General features: G+C 62.0%; 26 protein-coding genes and 1 tRNA gene. 14 read left to right on the top strand and 13 right to left on the bottom strand.

All coding sequences use genetic code 11. The features are described from left to right. The first annotated feature begins 527 nt into the window (after window positions 1-527). Entirely contained in the window at window positions 528-1,547 is a 1,020-nt protein-coding gene (locus EJ066_RS18430; protein WP_189644304.1) for a hypothetical protein, read from the top strand. Window positions 1,548-1,592: 45 nt separating this feature from the next. On the opposite strand, the gene EJ066_RS18425 is transcribed toward EJ066_RS18430, so the two are convergent. The 3 genes from EJ066_RS18425 to EJ066_RS18415 all read right to left on the bottom strand — a co-directional run bounded on the left by EJ066_RS18425 (window position 1,593) and on the right by EJ066_RS18415 (window position 4,525). Further along, window positions 1,593-1,940, bottom strand: a complete 348-nt coding sequence (locus tag EJ066_RS18425; protein ID WP_126040368.1) for a DUF1491 family protein — start codon at window positions 1,938-1,940, stop codon at window positions 1,593-1,595. A gap of 103 nt (window positions 1,941-2,043) precedes the next feature. Then, window positions 2,044-2,811, bottom strand: a complete 768-nt coding sequence (locus tag EJ066_RS18420; protein WP_126040366.1) for a peptidoglycan-binding domain-containing protein — start codon at window positions 2,809-2,811, stop codon at window positions 2,044-2,046. Beyond that, on the bottom strand, window positions 2,786-4,525 hold the full coding sequence (locus EJ066_RS18415; RefSeq protein WP_126040364.1) for a HAMP domain-containing sensor histidine kinase: 1,740 nt from the start codon (window positions 4,523-4,525) through the stop codon (window positions 2,786-2,788). Before EJ066_RS18415 ends, EJ066_RS18420 begins: the two co-directional genes overlap by 26 nt. 538 nt (window positions 4,526-5,063) lie before the next feature. On the opposite strand from EJ066_RS18415, the gene EJ066_RS18410 reads away from it, so the two are divergent. After that, window positions 5,064-5,432: a DUF5330 domain-containing protein gene (locus EJ066_RS18410; RefSeq protein WP_126040362.1), complete on the top strand. Its 369-nt coding sequence runs from the start codon at window positions 5,064-5,066 to the stop codon at window positions 5,430-5,432. A 113-nt stretch (window positions 5,433-5,545) separates the two neighbouring features. After that, window positions 5,546-5,974 (top strand): SufE family protein, encoded by a 429-nt coding sequence (locus EJ066_RS18405; protein WP_126043953.1) that lies wholly within the window; start codon window positions 5,546-5,548, stop codon window positions 5,972-5,974. Window positions 5,975-6,124: 150 nt separating this feature from the next. Here the strand turns inward: EJ066_RS18405 and EJ066_RS18400 are convergent, their stop codons facing one another. Then, window positions 6,125-6,550, bottom strand: a complete 426-nt coding sequence (locus EJ066_RS18400) for a MucR family transcriptional regulator (RefSeq protein ID WP_126040360.1) — start codon at window positions 6,548-6,550, stop codon at window positions 6,125-6,127. A 423-nt stretch (window positions 6,551-6,973) separates the two neighbouring features. Next, a complete protein-coding gene (locus EJ066_RS18395) occupies window positions 6,974-7,342 on the bottom strand; it encodes an SH3 domain-containing protein (protein ID WP_126040357.1) in 369 nt (122 codons plus the stop codon). 117 nt (window positions 7,343-7,459) lie between these two features. On the opposite strand from EJ066_RS18395, the gene EJ066_RS18390 reads away from it, so the two are divergent. Then, a complete protein-coding gene (locus EJ066_RS18390) occupies window positions 7,460-9,598 on the top strand; it encodes a S9 family peptidase (RefSeq protein ID WP_126040355.1) in 2,139 nt (712 codons plus the stop codon). A 50-nt stretch (window positions 9,599-9,648) separates the two neighbouring features. Here the strand turns inward: EJ066_RS18390 and EJ066_RS18385 are convergent, their stop codons facing one another. The 5 genes from EJ066_RS18385 to EJ066_RS31205 form a co-directional block, all read right to left on the bottom strand. Next, window positions 9,649-10,599, bottom strand: a complete 951-nt coding sequence (locus EJ066_RS18385; protein WP_126040353.1) for a cytochrome c — start codon at window positions 10,597-10,599, stop codon at window positions 9,649-9,651. 9 nt (window positions 10,600-10,608) lie between these two features. Then, a complete protein-coding gene (locus EJ066_RS18380) occupies window positions 10,609-11,049 on the bottom strand; it encodes a cytochrome c (RefSeq protein WP_126040351.1) in 441 nt (146 codons plus the stop codon). 206 nt (window positions 11,050-11,255) lie between these two features. Then, window positions 11,256-11,852 carry a superoxide dismutase gene (locus EJ066_RS18375; protein ID WP_126040349.1) on the bottom strand — a complete coding sequence of 199 codons (597 nt, stop codon included), beginning with the start codon at window positions 11,850-11,852 and terminating at the stop codon, window positions 11,256-11,258. A 196-nt stretch (window positions 11,853-12,048) separates the two neighbouring features. Beyond that, a complete protein-coding gene (locus EJ066_RS18370; protein ID WP_126040347.1) occupies window positions 12,049-12,927 on the bottom strand; it encodes a branched-chain amino acid aminotransferase in 879 nt (292 codons plus the stop codon). 64 nt (window positions 12,928-12,991) lie between these two features. Next, the gene (locus tag EJ066_RS31205) at window positions 12,992-13,213 is read right to left on the bottom strand and encodes a hypothetical protein (RefSeq protein ID WP_148669223.1); all 222 of its coding nucleotides are present in this window, start codon (window positions 13,211-13,213) and stop codon (window positions 12,992-12,994) included. Window positions 13,214-13,406: 193 nt separating this feature from the next. Between EJ066_RS31205 and EJ066_RS31200 the strand changes: the two genes are divergently transcribed. From EJ066_RS31200 to EJ066_RS18360, 3 genes are all read left to right on the top strand, one after another. Continuing rightward, a tRNA-OTHER gene (locus EJ066_RS31200) sits at window positions 13,407-13,485 on the top strand. Then, window positions 13,448-13,747, top strand: coding sequence for an HAD-IA family hydrolase (locus EJ066_RS31195; protein WP_148669222.1), 300 nt, complete (start codon window positions 13,448-13,450; stop codon window positions 13,745-13,747). Before EJ066_RS31200 ends, EJ066_RS31195 begins: the two co-directional genes overlap by 38 nt. A 361-nt stretch (window positions 13,748-14,108) precedes the next feature. After that, window positions 14,109-14,930 (top strand): L,D-transpeptidase, encoded by an 822-nt coding sequence (locus EJ066_RS18360; RefSeq protein ID WP_126040343.1) that lies wholly within the window; start codon window positions 14,109-14,111, stop codon window positions 14,928-14,930. Window positions 14,931-15,142: 212 nt separating this feature from the next. Here EJ066_RS18360 and EJ066_RS18355 read toward each other — a convergent pair whose 3' ends face one another. Further along, window positions 15,143-15,376, bottom strand: coding sequence for a DUF1127 domain-containing protein (locus tag EJ066_RS18355; protein WP_126040341.1), 234 nt, complete (start codon window positions 15,374-15,376; stop codon window positions 15,143-15,145). A gap of 308 nt (window positions 15,377-15,684) precedes the next feature. Between EJ066_RS18355 and EJ066_RS32430 the strand changes: the two genes are divergently transcribed. Both EJ066_RS32430 and EJ066_RS18350 read left to right on the top strand, forming a co-directional pair. Next, on the top strand, window positions 15,685-15,813 hold the full coding sequence (locus EJ066_RS32430) for a hypothetical protein (RefSeq protein WP_281035433.1): 129 nt from the start codon (window positions 15,685-15,687) through the stop codon (window positions 15,811-15,813). A gap of 5 nt (window positions 15,814-15,818) precedes the next feature. Next, window positions 15,819-16,316: a class I SAM-dependent methyltransferase gene (locus tag EJ066_RS18350; RefSeq protein WP_126040339.1), complete on the top strand. Its 498-nt coding sequence runs from the start codon at window positions 15,819-15,821 to the stop codon at window positions 16,314-16,316. Here EJ066_RS18350 and EJ066_RS18345 read toward each other — a convergent pair. Next, complete coding sequence (locus EJ066_RS18345; protein WP_126040337.1) at window positions 16,231-17,775, bottom strand: helicase HerA-like C-terminal domain-containing protein; 1,545 nt, start codon at window positions 17,773-17,775, stop codon at window positions 16,231-16,233. The two genes, EJ066_RS18350 and EJ066_RS18345, sit on opposite strands and share 86 nt — an antisense overlap. Window positions 17,776-18,140: 365 nt before the next feature. On the opposite strand from EJ066_RS18345, the gene EJ066_RS18340 reads away from it, so the two are divergent. From EJ066_RS18340 to EJ066_RS18325, 4 genes are all read left to right on the top strand, one after another. Next, a complete protein-coding gene (locus EJ066_RS18340) occupies window positions 18,141-19,583 on the top strand; it encodes a methylmalonyl-CoA mutase subunit beta (RefSeq protein WP_126040335.1) in 1,443 nt (480 codons plus the stop codon). Further along, window positions 19,580-21,700: a methylmalonyl-CoA mutase gene (gene scpA, locus EJ066_RS18335; protein ID WP_126040333.1), complete on the top strand. Its 2,121-nt coding sequence runs from the start codon at window positions 19,580-19,582 to the stop codon at window positions 21,698-21,700. The genes EJ066_RS18340 and scpA overlap by 4 nt, the downstream gene beginning before the upstream one ends. Window positions 21,701-22,113: 413 nt before the next feature. Beyond that, the gene (locus tag EJ066_RS18330; protein WP_126040331.1) at window positions 22,114-22,344 is read left to right on the top strand and encodes an AbrB/MazE/SpoVT family DNA-binding domain-containing protein; all 231 of its coding nucleotides are present in this window, start codon (window positions 22,114-22,116) and stop codon (window positions 22,342-22,344) included. Then, entirely contained in the window at window positions 22,341-22,718 is a 378-nt protein-coding gene (locus tag EJ066_RS18325) for a type II toxin-antitoxin system death-on-curing family toxin (protein ID WP_126040329.1), read from the top strand. The genes EJ066_RS18330 and EJ066_RS18325 overlap by 4 nt, the downstream gene beginning before the upstream one ends. A gap of 71 nt (window positions 22,719-22,789) precedes the next feature. On the opposite strand, the gene EJ066_RS18320 is transcribed toward EJ066_RS18325, so the two are convergent. Next, window positions 22,790-23,263, bottom strand: a complete 474-nt coding sequence (locus EJ066_RS18320; RefSeq protein WP_126040327.1) for a GreA/GreB family elongation factor — start codon at window positions 23,261-23,263, stop codon at window positions 22,790-22,792. A 121-nt stretch (window positions 23,264-23,384) separates the two neighbouring features. On the opposite strand from EJ066_RS18320, the gene EJ066_RS18315 reads away from it, so the two are divergent. Further along, entirely contained in the window at window positions 23,385-24,761 is a 1,377-nt protein-coding gene (locus tag EJ066_RS18315; RefSeq protein ID WP_126040325.1) for a TIGR03808 family TAT-translocated repetitive protein, read from the top strand.

The following is a 24,761-nucleotide window of genomic DNA, read 5'->3' as shown; positions in this document are numbered from 1 at the left end:
TCAACCGGAATATGCGGCGGCCGTCCTATACCGAATTCAAAGTCATCGCGTCGTTTGCGCACCCAACAGGACGCGCGGCGCTCTAATGATGCGGAACAGGCAGCGTCCCCGACGAGCCCGGCATCGTCGGTGACGAGCCTGGCATCGTCCCGGACGAGCCTGGCTTGTCCGGACCGGCGCTTGGCCGCGCCTCGCCCGTCAGCTGCCGTTGTTCGTAGCGGACGCCGGGGAAAATGATCACCGCCGCCGGCGTTCCGGTGTTTCGTTCTGCTCGATTGGTTGCCGCCGCTCGCGGCACGAAAGACAGTACCATGCCCATGGTTCGCGTATTCCTCTCGGTTGCCCCGGAGCACAACGCAACGCCTCCAATCTGATTAAGGAGGCAGTAGGTTAACGGAACGCTAACGGATCGCCGCTAATTTGATCTTTGTCTGGAGGTCAGGGCGTCCTGACCCGAGGCAAATGCGAAACCGACATAGTCCCGGTCGCGCGTGGTCCAGATTGTGTCGAGTGCAGGCGTATCCTTCGTGTCATCTTCGGATTTCAGGCAAATCGCTATACGGGCTGAACCGGGGAAGGCCGAAAGGCTCTTCCGCGCCGCGGTGTCTGCGTTCTGCTCGCTCACCCGTCCTTCGCGCCGGGAGATCGCGCAACTTGAGGATCTGACGCTTCCGCTTTTCGACAATGTGTCGGTCGAATCGCGCCGCTATGTCGCCGCCGCCCTTTCCGAATGCGAATATGCGCCCGCCGCACTGGTCCGGCGGCTTTGCGAGGAGCCGGTCGACATCGCCGCCCCGCTGCTCATCCGCTCGCGAGCGCTCAGCGATATCGACCTCATCGCGCTGATCGGACGTCACGGCCTACCCCACGCGCGCGCCATCGCGCGCCGCAAGGATCTCAACCCGACCATAGCCCACCTGATCAGGGCGCTTGAAAAGCCGACGCTGGTGAGTGTGCGGCAGCCGAAGGCGATCGCCCAGACGGCGCCCGAAACCGCTGAAGTCGTTGTGTCCGGTCCCGACAGGCAGCAGGCGCCTGGTGCCGCCGTCGAAAATGCGCGGCGCCGGCTACGGTCGATGATGCGTGCCGACGCGGAGAGCGGCGGCGCAACCATCAGTCCGCTCGCCTGTACCGAAACCTATGTCAAACTGCGCGAGACGGCGCTGACCGGCAACGCCGCATTCTTTCAGACAGCACTCGCCGACGCGCTCGAAATCGATTTTTCAACGGCGCGGTCGCTCACCGCGAACCAGAACTACACGTCGCTGCTGGCTGCCCTGCGCGCGCTCGATCTCGGTGAAGACAGGGCATTCCTGATCACCGTCGCCGTCTATCCCACGGAGTTTCCGCATCCGCAGGCCATCCGCATCTTCCTCGACCGGTACCGATTGCTGCATCGCGACGCTGCACTGGACAGGTTACGCGGCTGGAAAGCCGAGACACTGTCGAAGGCCATTCACAATACCTGGCCCGCTGCGGCGAACGCCGACATCCGCAAAGCGGACAGCGACAATGCTGCCGCCAGCGTTAAGGCGCGCCGCTTCTGAAGAGATTCAAGCTGACGTCCTAAGCCTTTGTTTTCCTGCATATCGTCAGAGCGACTTGACGGAAATAAGGTCCTCGACGGGAACAGAGCCGGCCTCGATCTCGACCACCCAGATGTCGGGATCGAATTTCTTCTCCTTTTCCAATCGCGCGTCAAAGACGGCGGCATCGTCGCCGGCGCCAAGCAGGCTGAAGAAACGGTCGCCGGGCTTGGCTGAATCGTAGCTCGTCTGCGGCGCCGGCCCGAACAAGGCAACCTCGCCCAGGCGACCACGCGCCAGCACGAAGACGGCACCAGCTTCGGTCGCGCCGCGCTTGACCACGGCGGCAAAGCCGCCTGCGCCGAAAACCCGGCGCAACAGGGCCGATACCCACAGATCGGTGGTTACGCGCATGGCAGGATTCTGGACGACATCGGACGGTACTTAGAGCAAAGGCCCGAAAACCGAAATCGGTTTTTGCCCGGCCGGTTGGCGCGTGGGCGCCTCAATCATCACATCAGTTGGTCAGGCCGATCTCGCGCATCTTGGCGTAGACGACCTCGTCGGGTTCGCCGGTCTCCGGCAGCCCGAACAGCGACTGGAACTCCTTGATCGCCGCCTTGGTGCGTGCCCCCACCACGCCATCAAGCTGCATGTCGTCATTGCCGAATGCCTTCAACCCGGCCTGGATCTTGACGATGCGGGCGTCTGGTGCCGGCGCTGACGCATTTGCCGGCGCCGAAGCGGAAGCGGGAACGGCGGCCGTGTCGCCGGGGCGAGGTGCCGGATGCGGCACGGCCGTTGAGGCGGTTGGCGTAGCGCCCAGTTGATCGAGCAGAGCGCTGTCGATCTCGCCGGAAGCATCGAGCCCGACCTTCTGCTGATAGGCTTGTATGGCCTTGCGCGTGGCGGGGCCGGGAATCCCGTCGACCGTGCCGGTATAGAGATCGAGGCCCTTCAATATGTTCTGGACCTGCTCGACCACCGGATCGCTCTTGATCGGCGCCGGGCCCGGCCGCACGATGTTGATGGTGGTTTCAGGTTCGATGGCGGCCGCTCGAGGAAAGCCCTCCATGCTCCTGGTCGCGAAAAACGCGCCGGCATGGGGAAAAGGCTGGTACCAGAGAGCGTTCGCCGAAACGTAAAACAACGTCACCAGGAAGGCGGTCGAACCGCCGACCAGAACCGGATTGCGAGAAATCAGGCTGCCGACCGCGACCGCGCCACCCTGGAAGGCGTTGCCGCGGCGCTTCACCGCCTTAGGCCGTTTTGCGGAGCGAGCCATCCCTGTCCCCTTTCGTCTCCCCTTCCGTTCTGGTCGCTGGCATCGGCAGCACGCCAGGCTTGTCCGTCGAACGCCCCCTCGGTCCGTTCACCGGCAAGCTGATCGTTACCGTGGTTCCCTCGCCCGGCATGCTTTCGATCGACATCGTGCCCTCGTGCAGCGCCACCAGGCCCTTCACCAGCGACAGACCGAGCCCGGTTCCCTCGAAGCGGCGTGTATAGTCGTTCTGGATCTGCATGAACGGCTTGCCGAGATTGGCAAAATCTTCCTCGGCGATGCCGATGCCGGTGTCCCTGACCCAGAAATGCAGTCGCGAACCGATCCGCTTGGCGCCGATGACGACATCGCCGCCATCGGGCGTGAACTTGATCGCGTTGGAAACGAGGTTGATCAGTATCTGCTGCACGGCACGACGATCGGCGTTTATCTCGCCTGCATCCGGTGCGATCTGAGCCTGCAGGTCGATGTTCTTTGCCTCAGCCTGCAAGCGCATCATCGACTGGCACATTTCGACCGCTTCCACGAAGCGGAACGGTTCCGGCTCGGTCGCATAGGCGCCGGCTTCGATCCTCGACACGTCGAGTATCGAAGTGACGACGGCAAGCAGATGCTGGCCGGACTCCTTGACCAGGCCGACATATTCCTTCTGGCGCGGATCCTTGAAGGTACCGAACATTTCATGCAGCAGCATGTCGGAAAAACCGATGATGGCGTTCAGCGGCGTACGAAGCTCGTGGCTGACAACCGCCAGAAACCGGCCTTTCGCAACTTCGGCAGACGCGGCCGCCTCTTTCGCAGCGGCAAGCTCTTCGCGCAATCCGGCGACTTCGTCGTTTTCGCGCAGGACGAACGTGAAGACGTCCTCCTGCTGTTCCGCACGCGTCAGCTCAAGGGAAAACGCCCGGTAATTGTCCGCCGTCGGGCCGTTGCCGTTTTGCGGCAGCCGGACGCGAAGATCGAGCCGGCGCGCTGGCGCGCCATCGCGCATGTCGGCCAAGGCGCTGAGATATGCGACGCGATCCGACAGATGGATACGATCGAACAGGCCGGTACCGAACAGCAGTTCCGGCTGCAGCTTCAAGATCGTGCGCGCCTTTGCCGACGCATCCAGAACCTCGCCATGCCTGCCGACCCGCAGGACAACGGCGTCGATGACGGTCTCGAGCCGATCGTCGGTCGCCGGCTGCGCGCCGGCCGGATCGCCAAGCGCCGCGATACGCGGAACGAGGGCGAGCGCCCAGGCCAGCGGCAGCAGCCAATGCCACGCGGCGATTTCCGCCGCGCCGAACGGGAACACAGACCCGGCAAAAGACTGCAGCAGGATAGCGACAGATGCGGATACGGAACCCCACAGTGCAGCGCGACGAGACGCACCGATCCACCAGGCCTCGAACGGCAGCGCCACGACAAGCATGGCGACTGGCGAGGCCAGACCTCCCGCCGCGGCAATGACAGCGGCAAGAGCAAGACTGCCCATCGCCAGGGCGGCCTGGCCGGCGAACGCCATCCTGCCCGATGCCGCCACCAGCAAGGCGGTAAACCAGCAAAGGCCGAAAGTCGCAAAGATCGCGGCCATGGTCACCGCCGCGCCCAGGCCTGAGGTGACCAGCGTGACCGCTGCACCCGCGGCGAAGAACGGAGCGGCCAGCATGACACCGATAAACCGGCGCTGGCGCCGACGGTCGTTCTGTCCGAGGACCGACGGATGAACCATACGTTCGCAACCGGCTGCCATCGCGCCGGGCAATTCAACGTATCTGGCCCTGATCGAACTCAACTCAACGCACTCGCACCCGGTCGTGAACAGCTCTGCTTCGCAGGTCGCTTCTTGTTGGTCTGAAACTCGCATCCAGCGTTTAAGGAATGAATAAGGTGGGGCCGACCGATGCCCGGCCTGAGGCAAAATATTGGAAGGCCGGCACGGCGAAAGCCGGGCAATTGCAGCCATAGTAAATGGAGGGTTATCCGGGCGGACCGTCCCTGCGCCTGCCACAATCGCCATCGGCGCGCCGCGCTTCTGGCAAATAACTATAGAAAACAGTTGGATGGATGGTTAACCTTACGTGAAGAAAATCCACTGGATCTAAAGCAAATTCATTGCAAAATGCTTCGTTTCGAATTTGCCTAAAAATTGAGAAAAATTTTCGCTGTCCAGGCAAGCCGTCCTTTGCGCGGCCATGCCACTATCGTATCCATAAAAGAGGTCATGCCGCACGAATGCATGATCCGGTCACGGATGAGAGGGCATACAGATGGGCTTTCTGATAAGGATGGCTTTCTGGTTCTCGCTGGTGCTTCTGGCGCTGCCGCTGAATGTCGGCTCCGACGAGGCAGGCTACCAAAGCGTCGGGCCGATCCAGGCCTTGTTTGCGGCACGCGAAGCGGTCGGCGATATTGCCGGCATATGCGAGCGTAAGCCCGGCGTCTGCGAGACCGGCAAGTCCGCAATGCACACGATCACCGCCCGGGCCAGGGAGACCGCCAAGATCGCGGCCGCCATGCTGGACGACAAGACCGCCGAACCCGACACGGCGACGACGACCGGCAGCGTGCCCGAGGCCGTCGTCTTGCCCGCGAAAGTCGACTTGCCGGTGAAAGTCGACTTGCCGGTAAAAAACTGAGCTATTTTCAGCTGTATCTGTCGCTGCACCGCAGGTCGCCCGCCCTTTCGGCGCCCATGGTGTTTTTCCTCTTTTTCCGTGACGCGGCGCCGCCGGATGACTATATCCGGGTGATGACCACGACGATCCAAACGATCCGCGACGACTTCTCCCTGCTTGACGAGTGGGAAGACCGCTATCGCTACGTAATCGAACTGGGCGAGGCCCTGCCGCCGTTTCCCGATGAGGAACGCAACCCCACCAACAAGGTGCCCGGCTGCGTCAGCCAGGTCTGGCTGACCACTGACTATGGGCCAGGCGCCGACCCAGTCGTCACCTTCGCCGGTGATTCGGACGCCCATATCGTGCGCGGCCTCGTCGCCATCATGCTGGCGCTGTTTTCGAGACGTCCCGCCAGCGAGATCCAGAAGATCGACGCGGAAGCCACGCTGAAGGCACTCGGCCTCGACGAACACCTGTCGCCGCAACGCGCCAATGGTCTTCGTTCGATGGTCAAGCGCATCAAGCGCGACGCCGAGGTCGCCTTGAGGCAGACCGCCTGACTGGACGGACAACGCGCGATTGTTCCCGCACAGCGGAGAGCCCCGCATCTGGCACGACGCGTATCGATTGCTCCAGCAATGCCCTAAAAAGCAAAACGGCGCCCGGAGGCGCCGTTGATTGTTCGACCCAGGTTGGGAAGAGAGCCTGCTTCAGCGCCCCTTGCGCTTGCGACCGAGTCCCATCTTCTTGGCAAGCTGCGAGCGGGCAGCAGCATAGTTGGGAGCAACCATCGGATAGCTCGCGTCCAGATTCCATTTTTCACGGTACTCGTCGGGCGTCAGGCCGTAGTGGGTCATCAAATGACGCTTCAGCGACTTGAACTTCTTGCCGTCTTCAAGACAGACGATGTAGTCGTCATGGACGGAGCGTTTCGGGTTTACAGCCGGCTTCTGCTTATCGGCAGGAGGTTGTTCACTGGCCCCGCCCACGCGCCCGAGGGCAGCATGGACATCGGCGATAAGGCTCGGCAGCTCGCCGACCGGCACCGGATTGTTGCTGACATAGGCGGCGACGACGTCGGCCGTCAATTCGATCAGCGCATCACTATTTCTGGAAGGTGTTTCGACAATATCCATGGCTTTATGGCCCCAACGAGAGTTGTTTCTATCTGCGCCCTATTTTTGATAGGTCGGGCATTGCGCGAAATTTTTGCAGGAAAGAGCCTCTGCGATTCGCGTCGCGGTATCCTAATGAGGCAGGGAACCAAGTAAGTCAATTCGCTTCTTGTGCTATATTCATCAACGTTAGTCGAATATTCCACGACCAGCTTCAATCTTTCGTGCACTCTGTAACTTTTCGATATTTTCTGGTCAGGCCAGCAACGGCTGACGCCGCGTCACGCTTCCGTTACATCCGTGATGGCCAGTAAAAGGATGTCAATGCTTGGCTATGCTTGGTTGTGATGCAGGCTATCTGGTTGTTTTCACAATCCGCGAAACCACAGGTTGCGATTTGTTTCTGCCGTCTGCGAGCAAGCGCTGCGGACAAGCACCGATCCATCAATGTGGGGTGATGTATTTTCCATAGACCCAGCCGGTGACGAAATTGCCGTTGCGTGCCGGATCATGCCAGACTTCGCACCAGCGATAGCGGATCTTCTGTTTCTGCTTCCAGGCTGGCTGATTGGCTATGTCGAGCAGGTTTGTGCTGCCGGTGCATTTCCCAGTCATCTGCAAAACGGCACCGTTGGGATAGGCGGCCTGCTTCTGTGATGACCCCTCCGGATACTTGCGCACGTTGAGCGTGTCGCCAAACGGCACGTTGGTCACTTGCCAAGCTGCGAACACGGTTGCATGAGACTGGCCGGTAAAGACCAAAACTGTCGAAGCGACGGCGAGAGCCGCGGCAGCATGAAAACGGAATTTCATCTTTCTCTCTCCTCCGGCTCATCTTCTGGAGCCCTGCGAAACATACGTTCCGGCTCTTGAACCCGCGCTGATCGGCGTGTTCATTCGCCGTTCAAATAATTTCCACAGCGAGGCGCAATGACCAGAACCCCAGTATTTCCAGCTGTCAGCCTACCGCAGCCAGAGAAGCGACCGGTTTTCGACATACATCATGGGGTAACCCGGACGGACGACTATGCCTGGCTGCGAGCCGACAATTGGCAAGAGATGTTCAGGGATCCGTCCCTGCTCGACAGCCGGATCCGCGCCCATCTCGAAGCCGAGAACGCCTATCAGGCGGCGCTGATGGCCGACACCGCCCAACTGCGGAAGCAGCTTTTCAAGGAGATGAAGGGCCGCATCAAGGAAGACGATTCTTCCGTGCCGATGAAGGATGGGCCCTATGCCTATGGGTCATCCTTCAAGCTTGGTGGCGAGCAGCCGCGTTATTTCCGCATGCCACGCGATGGCGGCGACCAACAGATCCTGCTCGATGGCGACCTCGAGGCCGAGGGCAAGGCCTATTTCCGCCTCGGTGGCGTCGACCACTCGGCCGATCACGGCAAGCTTCTTTGGGCATTCGACGACAAGGGCTCCGAGTTCTTCACGCTTCGTGTGCGCGATCTTGCCAGCGGTAGCGATCTGGCGGACCGTATTCCGGATACCGGTGGCGGCGGCGTTTGGAATGCCGGCAATGACGGGTTCTTCTACACCCGCCTCGATTCCAATCATCGCCCTTCCAAGGTGCTGTTCCATGCCCTTGGCGACAACCCGCAAAATGACCGGCTGATCTATGAGGAAACCGATCCCGGCTTCTTCATGAATGTCGGCGGCACGCGCTCCAACGAATGGATCATGATCGGCATCAACGATCACGAGACCTCGGAGTACCGACTGATGAGCGCCAGCGGGCCGTTCGCCGAACCGAAGCTGGTTTCGCCCCGCGAGACCGGCCTGCAATACGACCTCGAAGAGGGCGGCGACATCTTCTTCATTCTCACCAATGCCGACGGCGCCAAGGATTTCAAGATCATGACGGCGCCGGCGAGCGACCCGGCGCGCGCCAACTGGCAGGAGCTGGTGCCGCACGAAGCGGGCCGGCTGATCCTCTCGGTGATCGGCTTCAAGGACCATATGGTCAGGCTCGAACGCAAGGAAGGCCTGCCGCGCATCGTCGTGCGCGACCGCAAGAGCGGCGAGGAACATCTTATCTCTTTCGACGAGGAAGCCTTCTCGCTCGGCCTGTCGGGATCGTATGAATACGACACCGAGATCATGCGCTTTTCCTACTCGTCGATGACGACGCCGGCGCAGGTCTTCGACTATAACATGCGCACCCGCGAGCGCGTGCTGCTGAAGACCCAGGAAGTTCCGTCCGGTCACGACCCGGACCACTATGTGACGCGGCGTCTGATGGCGCCCGCCGCCGACGGCGAACTGGTGCCGGTCTCGCTTATCCATCACCGCGAAACGCCACTCGACGGAACAGCGCCTTGCCTGCTCTACGGTTATGGATCCTATGGCATCACGGTGCCGGCCGCGTTCAACACCAACTGTCTTTCATTGGTCGATCGCGGCTTCGTCTACGCCATAGCCCATGTCCGCGGCGGCAAGGACAAGGGTTATGGCTGGTATGACGACGGCAAGCGGGCGCACAAGATGAACACGTTCACCGATTTCATCGCAGTCGCACACCACCTCGTCGCCGAGCGCTACACGGCCCATGACCGCATCGTCGCTCAGGGCGGCTCGGCCGGCGGCATGCTGATGGGCGCGATCGCCAACAAGGCGCCGGAATGCTTCGGCGGCATCGTCGCCGAGGTTCCGTTCGTCGACGTGCTCACCACCATGCTCGACGCGACCTTGCCGCTGACGCCACCGGAATGGCCTGAATGGGGCAATCCGATCGCTTCGGAGGAAGACTACCAGACGATCGCCGCCTACTCGCCTTATGACAATGTCGCAGCGCTCGACTATCCGCCGATCCTGGCGCTTGCCGGCCTTACCGACCCGCGCGTCACCTACTGGGAGCCGGCCAAATGGGTGGCGCGGCTGCGCGACCGCAAGAGCGGCGACAATCCGGTGCTGTTCAAGATCAACATGGACTCTGGCCATGCCGGCGCGTCGGGCCGGTTCTCCAGGCTCGAGGAAATCGCTTTCACCTACGCCTTTGCGCTGAAGGTGGCGGGCAAGGCTGACCTTGCCCCCACAGCGCCAAGCGTCCTTTCGGACGCGTAGAGGACGCTGTAGCACTTTGACTTGGGCGCATGATCGGAGGCGCCCGGCGCTCAGCTCGAAGGCTGCTTGCGCGCCGGATAGCCGTTGGGATGCGGCGGTATGGCCTTCAGATAGGCTGATATCGCCGCCCGGTCCTCAGACGTGAGCTCGGCCATGTTTCTCTGCACATCGACCATGGCGCCGCCCACGGAATCGAAATCCGGCGTGAAGCCGGTTTCGAGATAGTAGGCGATGTCGGCCTCCGACCAGTCACTGAGCCCGCCTTCGCCCGAGGTGATGTTCGGCACGATGCCGCTGCCCTCGGCGGCCGCAGCACCCGCCAGCCACTCGCTCTTCTTGGTCCCGCCGGTGAAGGCACGCGGCGTATGGCATTCGCCGCAATGGCCCGGCCCTTCGACTAGGTAGCGGCCGGCCATCACCGGATCCGGCGTGCCATCGGGGAAGGACACCACCGGCTGGTCATTCAAATAGAGACGTTTCCACAGCCCGATGCCGCGACGGATATTGAACGGGAACCCCAGCGAATTGGCGGGCGCCTTGCCGGCGACGGCGGGGAGCGTCTTCATGAAGGCATGGAGGTCGGCAATGTCGGCCGGCTTCATACGCGCGTAGGATGCATAGGGAAACGCCGGGTAAAAATGCTCGCCGGTCGGCGACACGCCCTTCAGCATGGCGTTGGCAAGGTCCTCGACCGACCAGGCGCCGATGCCGTCAGTGGCATCCTGCGAAATGTTTGGCGGCACGAAGGTGCCGAACGGCGTCTTGAGTTGGAGACCGCCGGCCAGTTGAAGGCGGGCGTCGCCTTGCGAGCCCGGCTTCGCATGACAGGACGTGCAGCCGCCGGCGTAGAAAATGCGCTTGCCCCTGGCCGCATCGCCGGAGCCGAGCTGCGCCAGGGTCTCAGCGTCGAGCTTGACCGGCGCCGACAACAGCCAGCCAGCAACCGCGCCGACGCCGCCCAGAACGAGGGCGGCGCCAACAAGTTTTTTCAGCAGGCGCATCGCCCGCTATCAGTCCTTTTTTATCCGATAGGTCTCATGGCAGGTGCCGCAATCGCCGCCGATGGTGTTGAACTGCACCTTCAAGGCATCGACGTCCGCGGGGGCGGCGGCGACCGCAGCCTTGACGTCGGCGAGATACTTGTCGTGAGTTGCCTTGAAGCCGGCCATGTCTTGCCAGATCTTGGGAGCAGCCGTGGTGTCGTTGCCGGTCTCGCTGCCCGCCGGGAAAAGAGCCTCGGCGTCGAATTTCTCAGCATTAGCCTGAAGCGCCTGCAACGACGTCATCACGGCAGCGGCATCGAAAGGGTTTTCGCCCTTGACCACTTTCGACAATCCGCCGGCGATCTTGCCACGTTCCTTCATCAGGGCCTGCCGATCCAGGATCGGATCGGCAAGTGCCGCTGACCCGGCGAAGGCGAGCATCGAGATGGCGAGGATAAGCTTTCTCATTCAACTGGCTCCATGGCGAAGACGTTTCGGGGTGAAGGCATTTCCGCAACGCATCGATAACGGCAAAGGTGGCTTAAAAATTCCGGAAATTCGCCTCACGCTTGTGTGAATTTTTGCGACAGTCGTTCTGGTGTTGGGAAAAGGGCGGCCGATCTTGAGCCAAAAGAAAAGCCCCGGGGCGGGGCTTTTCTGCAAATCGGACCGGCCTAGGCCTTTTCGTAGAGCTCGAGGACATGGTCCCAGTCGATGAGACTGTCGACGAAGGCTTCGAGATATTTCGGGCGGGCGTTGCGATAGTCGATGTAATAGGAATGCTCCCAGACATCGACGCCCAGGATCGGCGTCGCGCCATGGACCAGCGGGTTCTCGCCGTTCGGCGTCTTCGAGATCGCCAGCTTGCCGTCCTTGACCGAAACCCAGGCCCAGCCCGAACCGAACTGGGTTGTTCCGGCGGCGATGAAATCCGCCTTGAACTTGTCGTAGCCGCCAAGGTCGCTGTCGAATGCCTTTTGCAGCGCGCCCGGCAGTTTGTTGCCGCCGCCGCCCTTCTTCATCCACTTCCAGAAATGGATGTGGTTGTAGTGCTGGGCGGCATTGTTGAAGAGCCCGGCATTCTTGCCGAAGGACTGTTTTACAACGTCCTCGACCGACAAATCACCCAGGCCGGCTTCGGCAGCCAGCTTGTTGCCGTTGTCGACATAGGCCTTGTGGTGCTTGTCGTGATGGTACTCCAGCGTCTCCTTCGACATGTAAGGCTGCAGGGCCTCATAGTCATAGGGCAAGGCGGGCAATTCAAAAGCCATCGGTCGTACTCCTCGTGGAAAAAATCCGGTGTCGATACCGGACTAACATAGGTCTGGATTGATGTGGAACAACTCCGGAATGAAGCGCCGGTTCCCTTCTAAGCAGGTTCCGGAAAAGTGTCACACGGTTTTCCGACAAGAACCTGCATCGAACGAGAAACCAGGCGGCGTTGGCGCGCCAACGCCGCCTGGCCAGTCAGCCGGCCGAAGTCGAATGCGCCCAATCCCAATAGAGTTCGCGCGCCTTCTTGGCCACGGGGCCTGGCTGGAGATTGCGATCCTCGATGCGGGTCACCGGCACGACTTTCGAATGGTTTCCCGTCGAGAAGATCTCGTCCGCTTCGAGGAAGTCGCGCACCGACAGCGTCTTCTCGGTGGTCTTGAACCCATACTCGCCAAGCAGCGTCATCGTCCGCGAGCGGGTGATGCCGGACAGGAACGTGCCGTTCGGCGCCGGCGTCAGGACATGACCGTCCTTGACCAGGAAAATGTTCGAGGTTCCGGTCTCGGCGACATTGCCCAGCATGTCCAGCACCAGGGCGTTGTCGAAGCCGCGCATCTTGGCTTCGAGGATGGCACGGCCGTTGTTGGGATAGAGGCAGCCGGCCTTGGCGTTGGTCGGCATGGTTTCGATGGTCGGGCGCCTGAACGGCGAGACGGTGACCGAAAAGCCCGCCGGCGAGATCATCGGCGATTCGTAGAGGCAAAGGCAGAAACGGGTCGAGGCCGGATCTGCCGGCACGCCCATGTAGCCGCCATGCTCGGCCCAGTACATCGGCCTTATGTAAACCGCCGTCTTGCCGTCGAACTTCTTCAACCCGTCCCAGGTCAGCCCGACGATCTTTTCGGTGCTCATGGACGGCTTGAGACCAAGCGCGATCGCCGAAGCGTTGACCCTTGCGGCATGGCGGTCGAGGTCGGGGGCGACGCCCTCGAACCAGCGGGCGCCGTCGAACACGCTGGTGCCGAGCCACATGGCGTGGCTGCGCGGCCCCAGAATGGCGACGTTGCCTTCATACCAGTCGCCATCCACGAAGGTCCATGTCGCGGATTGCGCCGCAGTCGCCAGTGTCATCGCTTGGTTCCGCGTTTTTAGAACTGTCCCGTGTCGCCATTGGAAGATGCTTTGGCGTCTGCCGTCAACCGGCATGGCCGAGATTTGTTGAGGCCAGCGGCATGTGCATTGCAATCTGTGCTTGCGCCTTGCCCTGCCGCGCCGCAAAACTGTCACCATGCATCATGCGGCTTACGTTTTCGACGCCTACGGCACGCTGTTCGACGTGCATGCCGCCGTACGCCGTCATGCCGACCAGATCGGACCGGACGGCCAGCTCCTGTCGGAGATCTGGCGCGCCAAGCAATTGGAATACTCCTGGGTGAGGACGCTGATGGGCGCCTATGCCGATTTCTGGCAACTCACCGAACAGGCGCTCGATTTCGCCCTGCGCAAGGTTCCCTCCGCGGACAAGGGGCTCAGAGCCAAGCTGCTCGACGCCTATTGGCGGCTGGACTGCTATCCGGAGGTGCCGGCCGTGCTCAAGGCGCTCAAGGCGTCGGGCGCGAAACTGGCGATCCTCTCCAACGGCTCGCCTGAAATGCTGGAAGCGGCGGTCAAGTCCGCCGCGCTCGACCAGGTTCTGGACGACATCTATTCCGTCGATGCCGTCAAGCGCTTCAAGACCGACCCGTCGGTCTACGACATGGTCACCACAGGCTGGCGCCTCTATCCGGATGCTGTGTCCTTTCAGTCATCCAACCGATGGGACGTCGCCGGCGCCACCAAGTTCGGCTTCCGGACAGTCTGGATCAACCGCTCCAACCAGCCCGAGGAATATCGGGACTTTCCGCCGGCCCTGATCCTACCCTCGCTCGAAGGCCTGCTGGCCGCAGGCTAAGCAGACTTCGCTTGCTTCGTCTGCTTAGGTCTTTGCTTATCGCAGGTTCTTGTCGCAAAACCGCGGGACACTTTTGCGGAACCTGCTTAGCGCATGACCCCAAAAATCGGAATCGATTCTTGGAAAGGATCATGCGCAAAGTAAAAGTGCTAAAGCGTCCTTACGCGTCCAAATGGACGCGCGGCGCTTTAGGCCTGTTGCCCCGGCGCAACAGCGATGGTGCCGTCACAGCTTTGCCTTTGTTTGTCCACCCTCAGGCCAGAATCGGAACCGCCTATCGCGCCGGGCATTGATAGGGCTGGCGCCGTACCGGTCAGCGTATTCATGTTTTGTTTCGACTTGAGACTTAAAAAAGGCAACCATGTTCACAACCGAAATCGAATCCCGTCGCCTGAGCCGCCGCGGCTTTCTCAACGCCGCAGCGCTCGGCGCCGCCTCGATTGCGGTTTCGGCCTGCACCACGACGGCACGGCGGCCGGTCGAGCCGCCGTTTCCAGCCAATGTCGAGCCGCCGCTCCTGGACTATGCAACGATGTACGCCCCGGTCAGCGACGGCGGGTTCGACCTCCCGGGCATACCCTTCGAGAAAATTGACCCGCAATTCCTGCGCCAGATCGTTCCCGATCCGACCGGCGAGAAGCCTGGCACCATCGTCGTCGATACGGCCGGCCACCACCTCTATCTCGTGCGTCCCGGCGGACAAGCCATCCGTTATGGTGTTGGGCTGGGTCGCGCCGGCTTCGAATGGTCGGGAGACGCCGTCGTCCAGTGGAAGCAGAAATGGCCGAAATGGACCCCGCCGGGCGAAATGATCGCCCGCCAGCCCGAGCTCGCAAAATACAGCGCCGACAATGGCGGCCAGCCCGGCGGGCTCACCAATCCGCTCGGCGCGCGAGCGCTGTATCTGTTCCAGGGCAACCAGGACACGCTTTACCGACTGCACGGCTCGCCGGAGTGGAACTCGATAGGCAAATCGGTATCATCCGGCTGTGTTCGCCTGATAAATCAGGACATCATCGATCTCTACGACCGTGTGCCCAACAAAACACCAGTAATCGTTACCGCCGGTGTCGGCCAACCAGTGCCGGCAACGAACCGGAGGGCCATTCCGATCGATGACGGCGTGCCGGAAGGATCGATTCTGCTCGGCGCGGCAAGAACGATCTCGGACTCGATCTTCTGAGCTGGTCGAAAGCGCTGGAGCAGCGGATTTTCACTGCTCCGGCTGGTTTTTGTGTGAGCACTCCCAAAATTGGTGCCCATTTTTGAGTCCGACTATGCGGCAAACGCCACCAGCGACAGCCCGTGGCCCGCACGGAAACAGCCTAGTGTCGCGGTTGTTTGGGTCGATCACTGGCCGGGCAACTGACACTTTGCGCAGTTGGTGCGCTGATCTTACCTCATCGACATCAAGTTCGTGATCAGAGCTGCCTTAACGACGTCCTGGGCCTCCGGATGACCGATGTCCTTCAGCTGATGGGGCGTCAGATCTGCTAGTGCCCTGCGTCTTGCAACGTTCCGCCGCCACCCCCTGAAGGTAACGATCAGTATTGCTACGCTTTTCAGCCTGGACTCAAACAAGCGGCGTCTGGATGCGTCGCGGACGGTGCGAGTTTCCGTGTGAGCCATTTTGGTCTCCCATTTCGAGTTTGCGGGTTGGGAGCGTGCCGCGCGGATGTCTTCGGGCTGTTCGGCCGTGCGTGAACAAAAGGGGAGAGTTCCTTCGCGCTCCGTTACTCTCATGTCGAGAACGTCGTTGTCTCGGAATCTCGCTACGGAATGATTTCATCGACACGCAATTTGGTTACGCCTGTAACAATGGGGAGCATCGTTGTTGATCGCCGGCTGCGCCTTATGGCACGCTGCTGTGGAAGGAGGCGGGCGGCTTGGCACCGATGCTGGCGGAACGGCAGCGTCAATGGTAATTGGGAAGCCCCATGGCCAAGGCTGAGGAACTCCGGACGTACATCATCAAGGGTGGCGAGGAAGGGCGGTCGCGGCTCGCCCTCATTTCGCGCGTGCTGGCGCCGGCAACCCAGCACTTCTCGACCGCTTCGAACCGCTGAACGGAATGTTGGCGCTGGACGCCGGTTGCGGCGGTGGTGACGTCAGCTTCGAGCTAGCGGCTCGGGTCGGTTCAAACGGCCGCGTCGTCGGATTCGATCTCGACGAAGAGAAGCTGGCGGCGGCTCGCGACGAGATGGCGAACCGCGGCCTCGCCAATGTCGAGTTGCACAAGGCCAGCGTGCTCGATCCGTGGTCCGTCTCGGGCGCCGCGTTGGTCTATATCCGGTTCGTTCTTACGCATCTCGCGAGGCCGGAGGAAATGCTATCGAGAGCGAGGGCGGCGCTGGCGCCCGGCGGCGTACTGATCGTTGAGGACATCGACTCTACCGGCCAGTTCTGCGATCCGCCCTGCCCGGCCGTCGATCGTTATCGTGAGCTCTTTGTCGCGGCGCTCCAGGCGCGCGGCGGCGACCCGTTCATCGTCCCCTGGCCAGGCTGCCGAGAATGCCGCGGACGATCGCCCGTCCCACGGACGAGCCGACCGAGCGAACCACCGATTTGATCGCCGCCTCCGCCACCGTCTGTCGATTGGACGGTCGCGGCGCCGGTGCTCGCCTGCCGCCGGCAGTCTGGGGAACCGGATCGTCATTGCCGAAGCCTGGAATGGTCCAGCGGGAGCGGCCGCTCTCCTGCTGCTGCGCCTCCGCGTCCTGAGCGGCCTTGGCCTTCTTCTGCAGTATCTCGAATGCCGATTCACGATCGATGGTCTGGTCGTACTGTCCCGCAACCGGGCTCTCGGCGATCAGCTTGCGGCGCTCGTCGGGTGAGATCGGACCAAGGCGCGAAGACGGCGGACGAATCAGCGTCCGCTGGACCATGGACGGAGCACCTTTGGCTTCCAGCGTCGAGACCAGCGCTTCGCCGGTGCCGAGTTGCGTGATCACCGTTGCACAGTCGAAGTCGGGATTGGGCCTGAACGTCTCGGCAGCCGTTCTCACGGCCTTCTGCTCTCGCGGCGTGTAGGCGCGAAGTGCATGCTGCACCCGATTGCCGAGCTGGGCCAGGACCGTTTCAGGGATATCCAGCGGATTCTGGGTGACGAAGTAGACGCCGACGCCCTTAGAACGGATCAGCCGGACCACCTGCTCGACCCGGTCAATCAGCACCTTCGGCGCATCGTCGAACAGAAGGTGCGCCTCGTCGAAGAAGAAGACCAGCTTTGGCTTATCGGGGTCGCCGACTTCGGGCAATTCCTCGAACAATTCCGACATCAGCCACAAGAGGAATGTCGCATAGAGCCGGGGATTCATCATCAGCTTGTCGGCGGCCAGCACGCTGATCGCGCCGCGTCCGTCGCGGGTGGTGCGCATCATGTCGGCGATCCGCAACGCCGGCTCTCCGAAGAAATTCGTCGCTCCCTGCTGCTCCAGAACCAGCAGCGTGCGTTGGATCGCGCCGACCGAAGGCTTCGTCACATTGCCGTAGCGAGCGCCGATTTCTTCGGCGCGTTCGGCTATGTTGGCAAGAAGCGCCTGCAGGTCCTTCAGGTCCAGCAGCAACAAGCCTTCCTCGTCGGCGATGCGGAAGGCGATGTTCATGATGCCTTCCTGCGCCTCGGAGAGGTTCATCAGGCGCGACAGAAGCAGCGGCCCCATTTCCGAGACGGTGGCGCGGATCGGATGGCCCTGCTCGCCGAACAGATCCCAGAAGATGACCGGGAATTCCTGGAACTGGTAGGGGTCGAGCTTGACCTGCTCGGCTCGCTTGACCAGGAAATCCTGTGCCGTGCCCATCATCGCGATACCTGACAGATCGCCCTTGATGTCGGCGCAAAAGACCGGCACGCCCGCATTGGAGAAGCCTTCCGCCAAAATCTGCAAGCTCACGGTTTTGCCGGTGCCGGTCGCGCCGGTGACCAGACCATGACGATTGCCGTACTGAAGCAGCAGGTTTTCAGCGCGCTGGTAGCTATCATCGGGCTTGCGGCTGGCTCCTAAGAAAATACTGGTGTCGTCAGCCATGTGTCGGGTTCTCCGCAAACCTGAAGTGTCGAAAGCCCTGACGTATTGAAAGTTGCGGGGCTCGCCGCAGGTATAAAGACGTCATTGCGCAGCGACAATGGCTATGGCCGAAAATGGGTTTTTGAAGCTTGCGGATTTTGCGCGTCTTTGGCAATCGGTTGGCGGTCCATCGTCGCGGGACGCGTGTTGCATTGTGATATGGGACGGGGAACCGTAGACTGACGTTCCAGGCCTATGCGGCCGACAAGCGCATGACCCCGGAAATCGGAATCGATTTCCGCTGGGGATAATGCGCAAGATCAAAAGTGCTGCAGTGTCCTTTGCGCGTCCAAAGGACGCGAGGCGCTATAGACGAGGAAAAGCGGATGGGCGTCGGTGCCTTGATCCAGGATGCTGAAGTTCCGAACCCTGACCGGCAGCGGTGGCTGGCCCTTGTGGAAAAAGCCTTGGCCGGCGGATCCTTCGAGGAAAAGCTCGTATCCCATACCGACGACGCCATCCGCATCGAACCGCTCTATGATCGTTCGGTCACCGCGGAGCCTCTCGCGCGGGCAAATCCCAAATCGCCGTGGATCGTCAGCCAGCGTATCGACGATCCGGATATCGGCCGGGCCAAAGCCCAGGCCCTGGAAGACGTCGCACAGGGGGCCACCGGATTGTCGCTTGTCTTCGAAGGCGCGCCGAATGCGTTCGGCTACGGCCTGCCGAGGACTGCCGAGGCGCTGGAGACCGTGCTGGACGGCGTGCCGCTCAACCGCATCCAGGTCCGCATCGACGCGCATCCCTGGAGCCGCGCCGTGGCCGACTGGCTGGTTGCGTTCTTGAGCAAGCGCCGGTCAGATCCGGCAAAGCTCAACCTTTCCTTCGGCATCGATCCGGCGGCGATCTTTGCCGGAACCGGCCGGTTGCGCATGTCGATCGAAGCCCTGCAGGCGTCGATGCCGCAGTCCCTGGCGCATTTCTTCTCGATGGGCGTGCCCGGGGTTCTGCTGGAGGCAGACGGACGCGTCTTCCACAATGCCGGCGCCACCGAAGCGCAGGAGCTGGGCACCATGATGGCTTCGGCGGTCTCCTATCTCCGGATGTTCGAGGAGGCGCGCCAACCGCTTGTCTATGCAGCGCCCCATATCGGCTTCGCACTGAGCGTCGACCAGGACCAGTTCGTGTCGATGGCCAAGATCAGGGCCTTGCGCAGGCTGTGGGCGCGTGTTCAGGAGGCCTGCTCGATCCCCGCCGTCACCGCCAACATCCATGCCGAGACATCCTTCCGCATGATGACTTTAGCGGATCCGGAGACGAACATCCTGCGCACCGCGATCGCCGGGTTTGCCGCAGCGGCCGGCGGAGCGGATTCGATCTCGATCCTGCCGCACACGATCGCGCATGGCCTGCCGGCGGGTTTTGCCCGTCGTGTCGCCCGCAATACGCAACTGATCATGGCCAACGAAAGCCATATCGATCATGTCGCCGACCCTGCCTGCGGTTCGGGTGCCGTTGAAGCGCTGACTTTGGGCCTCTGCGAAGCGGCCTGGGCGGAATTCCAGCGGATCGAGGCGGAAGGCGGCGTGCTGTCCAGCCTGCAGCGAGGACACATCCAGAAACGGGTCCAGGCGGCCTCCGCCCGCCGCCATGCCGCCTACCAGGCAGGCGAACGGACCATCATCGGCACGACGCTTCACCCGCCGAAAACCGAGCGTCCGGTCGAAACGCTGGTGGCGGAGCGGCGGCCCGCCGTCACCGAGAGCGTGGCGGTGTGCGAGCCGCTGTTTCCGATCCGTATCGATCAATCGATCGGAGCAGCACCATGATCCCGGATTTCAGCCAAATCGGCTGGTCGGTGCCGCGCCGGGCGCCGGTCGAGGTCAAGGGCCAGCGGATGACGCCGGAAGGCCTGGCCGTCAGGCATCTGTACAACCAGGGCGACCTCAAGGGATTGCCGCATCTCGACACCTATCCGGGCCTGCCGCCGTTCGTGCGCGGCCCCTACCCGACCATGTATGTCCAGCAGCCCTGGACGATCCGGCAATATGCCGGCTTCTCGACGGCGGAAGAGTCGAACGCCTTCTACCGGCGCAACCTTGCCGCCGGCCAGAAGGGGCTGTCAGTCGCTTTCGACCTCGCCACGCATCGCGGCTACGACAGCGACCATCCGCGTGTTGCCGGCGATGTCGGCATGGCGGGTGTGGCCATCGATTCCATCCTCGACATGCGCCAGCTGTTCGACGGCATCCCGCTCGGCGAGATGACGGTGTCAATGACCATGAATGGTGCTGTGCTGCCGATCATGGCGCTCTATATCGTGGCTGCGGAAGAACAGGGCGTTGCGCAGAAGGATCTCGCCGGGACCATTCAGAACGACATCCTGAAAGAGTTCATGGTGCGCAACACCTACATCTATCCGCCAAAGCCTTCGATGCGGATCGTGTCGGATATTTTTTCCTATACGTCGCGTTACATGCCGAAGTTCAATTCGATCTCGATCTCCGGCTACCACATGCAGGAGGCTGGCGCGACCGCAGACCTCGAGCTTGCCTACACGATCGCCGACGGCATCGAATATGCCCGCGCCGGCGTCGCGGCGGGTCTCGATATCGACCGTTTCGCGCCGCGCCTTTCGTTCTTCTGGGCGATCGGCATGAACTTCTTCATGGAAGTGGCCAAGCTGAGGGCGGCGCGCCTGTTGTGGACCAGCCTGATGCGGAAGAATTTTTCGCCGAAGGACGAGCGCTCTCTGTCGCTGCGCACCCATTGCCAGACCTCCGGCTGGTCGCTGACGGCGCAGGACCCTTACAACAACATCATCCGCACCATGATCGAGGCGATGGCGGCGACGCAGGGTCATACGCAATCGCTGCACACCAACTCCTTCGACGAGGCGATGGCGCTGCCGACCGATCATTCGGCCCGCATCGCCCGCAATACACAGCTCATCCTGCAGAAGGAATCCGGCACCACCCGCATTATCGACCCGTGGGGCGGCTCGGCCTATCTCGAACGGCTGACGCATGATCTGGCGGCGCGCGCGCTCGCCCATATCGAGGAGGTCGAGAGCCTCGGCGGCATGGCCGCGGCTATCGAAAAAGGCATACCCAAACTGCGCATAGAGGAAGCCGCCGCGCGCACGCAGGCGCGCATCGATTCCGGCGAGCAGATCCTGGTCGGCGTCAACGCTCATCGGCCCGGCACGGATATCGAAGTCGACGTGCTGAAGATCGACAATGCCGAAGTCAGGGCCCGACAATTGTCGAAGCTGCAAAGGCTGAAAGGCACGCGCGATGTCGCCGCGGTCGAAAGCGCGCTCGATGCGCTGAGCCGCGCCGCGAAAAGCGGCGAGAACCTGCTGGAATTCGCCATCCGCGCCGCGCGTGCCAATGCCACCGTCGGTGAGATTTCGCTGGCTCTGGAAAAGGTCTTCGGCCGCCATGTCGCCTCGGTGCAGACGATCTCCGGCGTCTATCGCAAGGCGCTTGGCGACAATCCGGTGGTCGACCGACTGCAGGACAAGATCGTGGCGTTCGAGGAGAAGTCCGGCGGCAAGCCGCGCATTCTGGTCGCCAAGATGGGGCAGGACGGCCATGACCGCGGCCAGAAGGTCATCGCCACCGCCTTTGCCGATCTCGGCTTCGACGTCACCGTCGGGGCGATGTTCCAGACGCCGGAAGAGATCGCCAGGCTCGCGGTCGAGCACGATGTGCATATCGTCGGCGCTTCATCGCTCGCAGCGGGGCATTTGACGCTCATTCCCGAACTCAAGGATGCGCTGAAGAAGCTCGGACGCGACGGCATGCTGATCGTCGCCGGCGGCGTCATCCCGCCGCAGGATTACGAGGCGGTGCGGCAGGCGGGTGCCGCGGAGATCTTCCCGCCGGGCACCGTCATCCCGGAAGCGGCGGAACGGCTGATCGATCGGCTGCTGGCACGCTGAGTTATTCTAATGAAGCGCGGCCATGTCCACGATTGGCCGCCCCTTCCCTTCGTCATCCACGGGCGAAGCAAGGAGCGGGGCGACGCAGCGGAGACCCGAGGATCCATTCCGTAACGTCGCCGAGGACGCGACGCATCAGGATGGTCGCCTGATCGTCTGCCCGCTTCGAGCTTCGCGACACCGGGCGGTAGCGCCTGGTTCTGCGCCGCTTTGATCCGCCACATGCGTCACGGAATGGATCCTCGGGTCTGCGCAGTTCGCTTCGCTCCTGCTCCGCCCGTGGATGACGAAAGGAGGGATGCTACGGCTAATCGCGGACATTGGCTGCTTCGTGGATTGTTGCTAGTTATAATATCTGTTGCAACAACGCTCGGCTGGCGTTATAATCCCCGTTGCAACAAGGTGCAGCATCCATGAACACGACCATCCGCAAGATCGGAAATTCCGAAGGCGTCATTCTGCCCAAGGAGTTGCTCGATCGTCTGAACCTGCGAGCCGGCGACAGCATTGTCATCGTGCAGGAGGGCGAGGAGCTTCGCCTGCGCCGCACCGAGGACACCGCCGAAGAGTTCGAGCGCAAGATGAAGATCGCGCGCGAGCGGATGAAGAAATATGAGGTTGCCTACCGTGCGCTCGCGAAATGACCGAGTATCATTCGCGAGAATTCGTGGAGGCGCTTCACGCCGAGCAGTTGCGCCTTCACGGCGGTGCGCCGGGGATCCGTGACGAAGGGATGCTGGAGTCGGCGCTCTACCGGCCTCAGCAGCGCGAGATTTATGGCGTACCCGACCTCTGCGAACTCGCATCCGCCTATCTTTTCGGCATCGCCAAGAACCATCCATTCATTGACGGCAACAAGCGCACCGCTTTTGCCGCAACCGATCTTTTTCTTTATTTCAACGGGCTGAGTGTCGAAGCCGAGCAAGCGGACATCATTCAACTGGTGCTGATGGTCGCCGCCGGCGACGTCGACGAGGTGGGAGCGGCGGCGTTCTTCCGCGACCATGTCGAGCGTTAGTTACCGCCAGGCTTTTGATATGCCGGCGGGCCAGGGTAACGGAACGTTGCCTAACGATATCGGGACAGAGCCTAACTATCCGAGAGCTTGACGATTTCCCATTCCTTGCCGTTCACCACGGCAATTTCGCCGACCTTCTTACCATACAAGGCTACGGCCATCGGCGACACGTGGGAAATGGTCCCCTTGGCCGGATCGGCCTCATCCTCGCCGACGATCTTCCAATGGACCTTCCTGCCGTTGTCGCCTTCCAGCGTGACACCCATGCCGAAGCGAACCAGGTCGCTGCCCGATTCCGGCACGGAAAGCTCGGCGCTTTCACGCCGCGCGGTCCAGTAGCGCAGGTCGCGCGAGATGAGCGCAATGCGCTCGCGGTCGGCCCTCTTCTCCGCCCTGCCCAGGTCATCGCGCAGAGCAGCCAGTTCGGCGTCGATCAGTGCCAGGCCGCGTTCCGTCACCAGATTGCGGTGCTGGCTGATCGGCCGCTCGCCGATGCCGGCGATGGCGTTTTCGCTATCCTCTTCGCGCGTGAAGGCTCTGCTCATTCGTCGAACTTAGGCCTCGCGCGGCGACTTCACAAGCCATTGCCGGCAAACCGAACCCGGGGCCGATATGGTCTGGCACGATTCCTGCGGCGTGACGGCCGAACGCTGGGAATCTGTACCGATGTTGAACAGACGAAATTTGCTTACGCAAACCGCCGGCTTTGCCGTCATGGGCCTCTCGCTCGGCAAGGCAGCGGCGGCCAGCCTGCCCGGCGTCGAGAATGCCTCGATGCGCGGCTCGATCAACGCTGCCGACCTCGGCGTGCAGCCCGGTGCGCTTGACGACCAAAGCAAAGCCTTCGCCAGGCTGCTGCGCGACGCAAACGACCGCGACATGCCGGTGTTCCTGCCGCCGGGAACCTATATCGTATCCAACCTGTCGCTGCCCAAACGTATCAGACTTTCCGGCGTGCCGGGCGCATCGCGGATCGTCTATGGCGGCAACGGCCATCTGCTCATGGCAGAACAGGCCGAGCATATCGAATTCACCGGACTGGTGTTCGACGGCACCAACCGCTGGATGGGCGACTACGCGCAAGGCCTGCTCGACCTCCGCCGCGTCAACCATCTCGTCATCGACAATTGCCAGATCACCGGCAGCGGCAAGAGTGGGTTGGCGCTCGAGCACGCTTCAGGCCGCATCGAACGCTCGGAAATATCCGGCGCGGCCGACGCCGGCATCTATTCGGTCGAAGCCGCCGGCCTGGAGATATCGGGCAACACGGTGTCCGACTGCGCCAATGGCGGTATCCTCGTGCATCGCTGGCAAGCGGCCGAGGACGGCACCATCGTCAGCGGCAACCGCGTCGAACGCATCCAGGCGCGCAACGGCGGGACCGGCCAGAACGGCAGCGGCATCAATGCGTTCCGCGCCGGCAACGTCATCATCTCGGGCAATATCGTCGCGGACTGCGCGTTTTCGGCGATCCGCGCCAACAGCGCCAGCAATCTGCATGTCACCGGCAACACCTGCTCGCGGTCGGGTGAAACGGCGCTCTATTGCGAATTCTCCTTCGAAGGAGCGGTCGTCGGCAACAACATCGTCGATGGCGCCGCCAATGGCATCTCGATCGTCAATTTCAACGAGGGCGGCCGCATGGGCGTGTGTTCCGGAAACATCGTCCGCAACCTCTCGACGTCAGGCCCCTACCCTGCCGATGCGCCTGGTTTCGGCGTCGGCATCAGCGTCGAGGCGGATACCGCCGTTTCCGGTAACGTCATCGAGAATGCGCCGCTCTACGGCATGCACATCGGCTGGGGGCCGTTCATGCGCAACGTGGTCGCCACCGCAAACATCATCCACAAGGCCGGAACCGGCATCGCCGTCACCGTGGTCGAGGGCGCCGGGACGGCGGTCATCTCCGACAATGTCATCGACGGCGCCCAAAACGGCGCGATCGTCGGCCACCGCTGGGCCGAGCCGGTGACCGGCGACCTCGCCTCGTCAGGCAGTGCCGGCTATGCGCATCTGACCGTCGAGCGCAATCATGTGAGCTGA

The sequence above is a fragment of the Mesorhizobium sp. M9A.F.Ca.ET.002.03.1.2 genome (genome assembly GCF_003952365.1).
In the GTDB taxonomy this organism is placed as follows: Bacteria; Pseudomonadota; Alphaproteobacteria; order Rhizobiales; family Rhizobiaceae; genus Mesorhizobium.
Note: the sequence above shows the minus strand (reverse complement) of the source record. Positions and strands in the feature narration are given on the sequence as shown.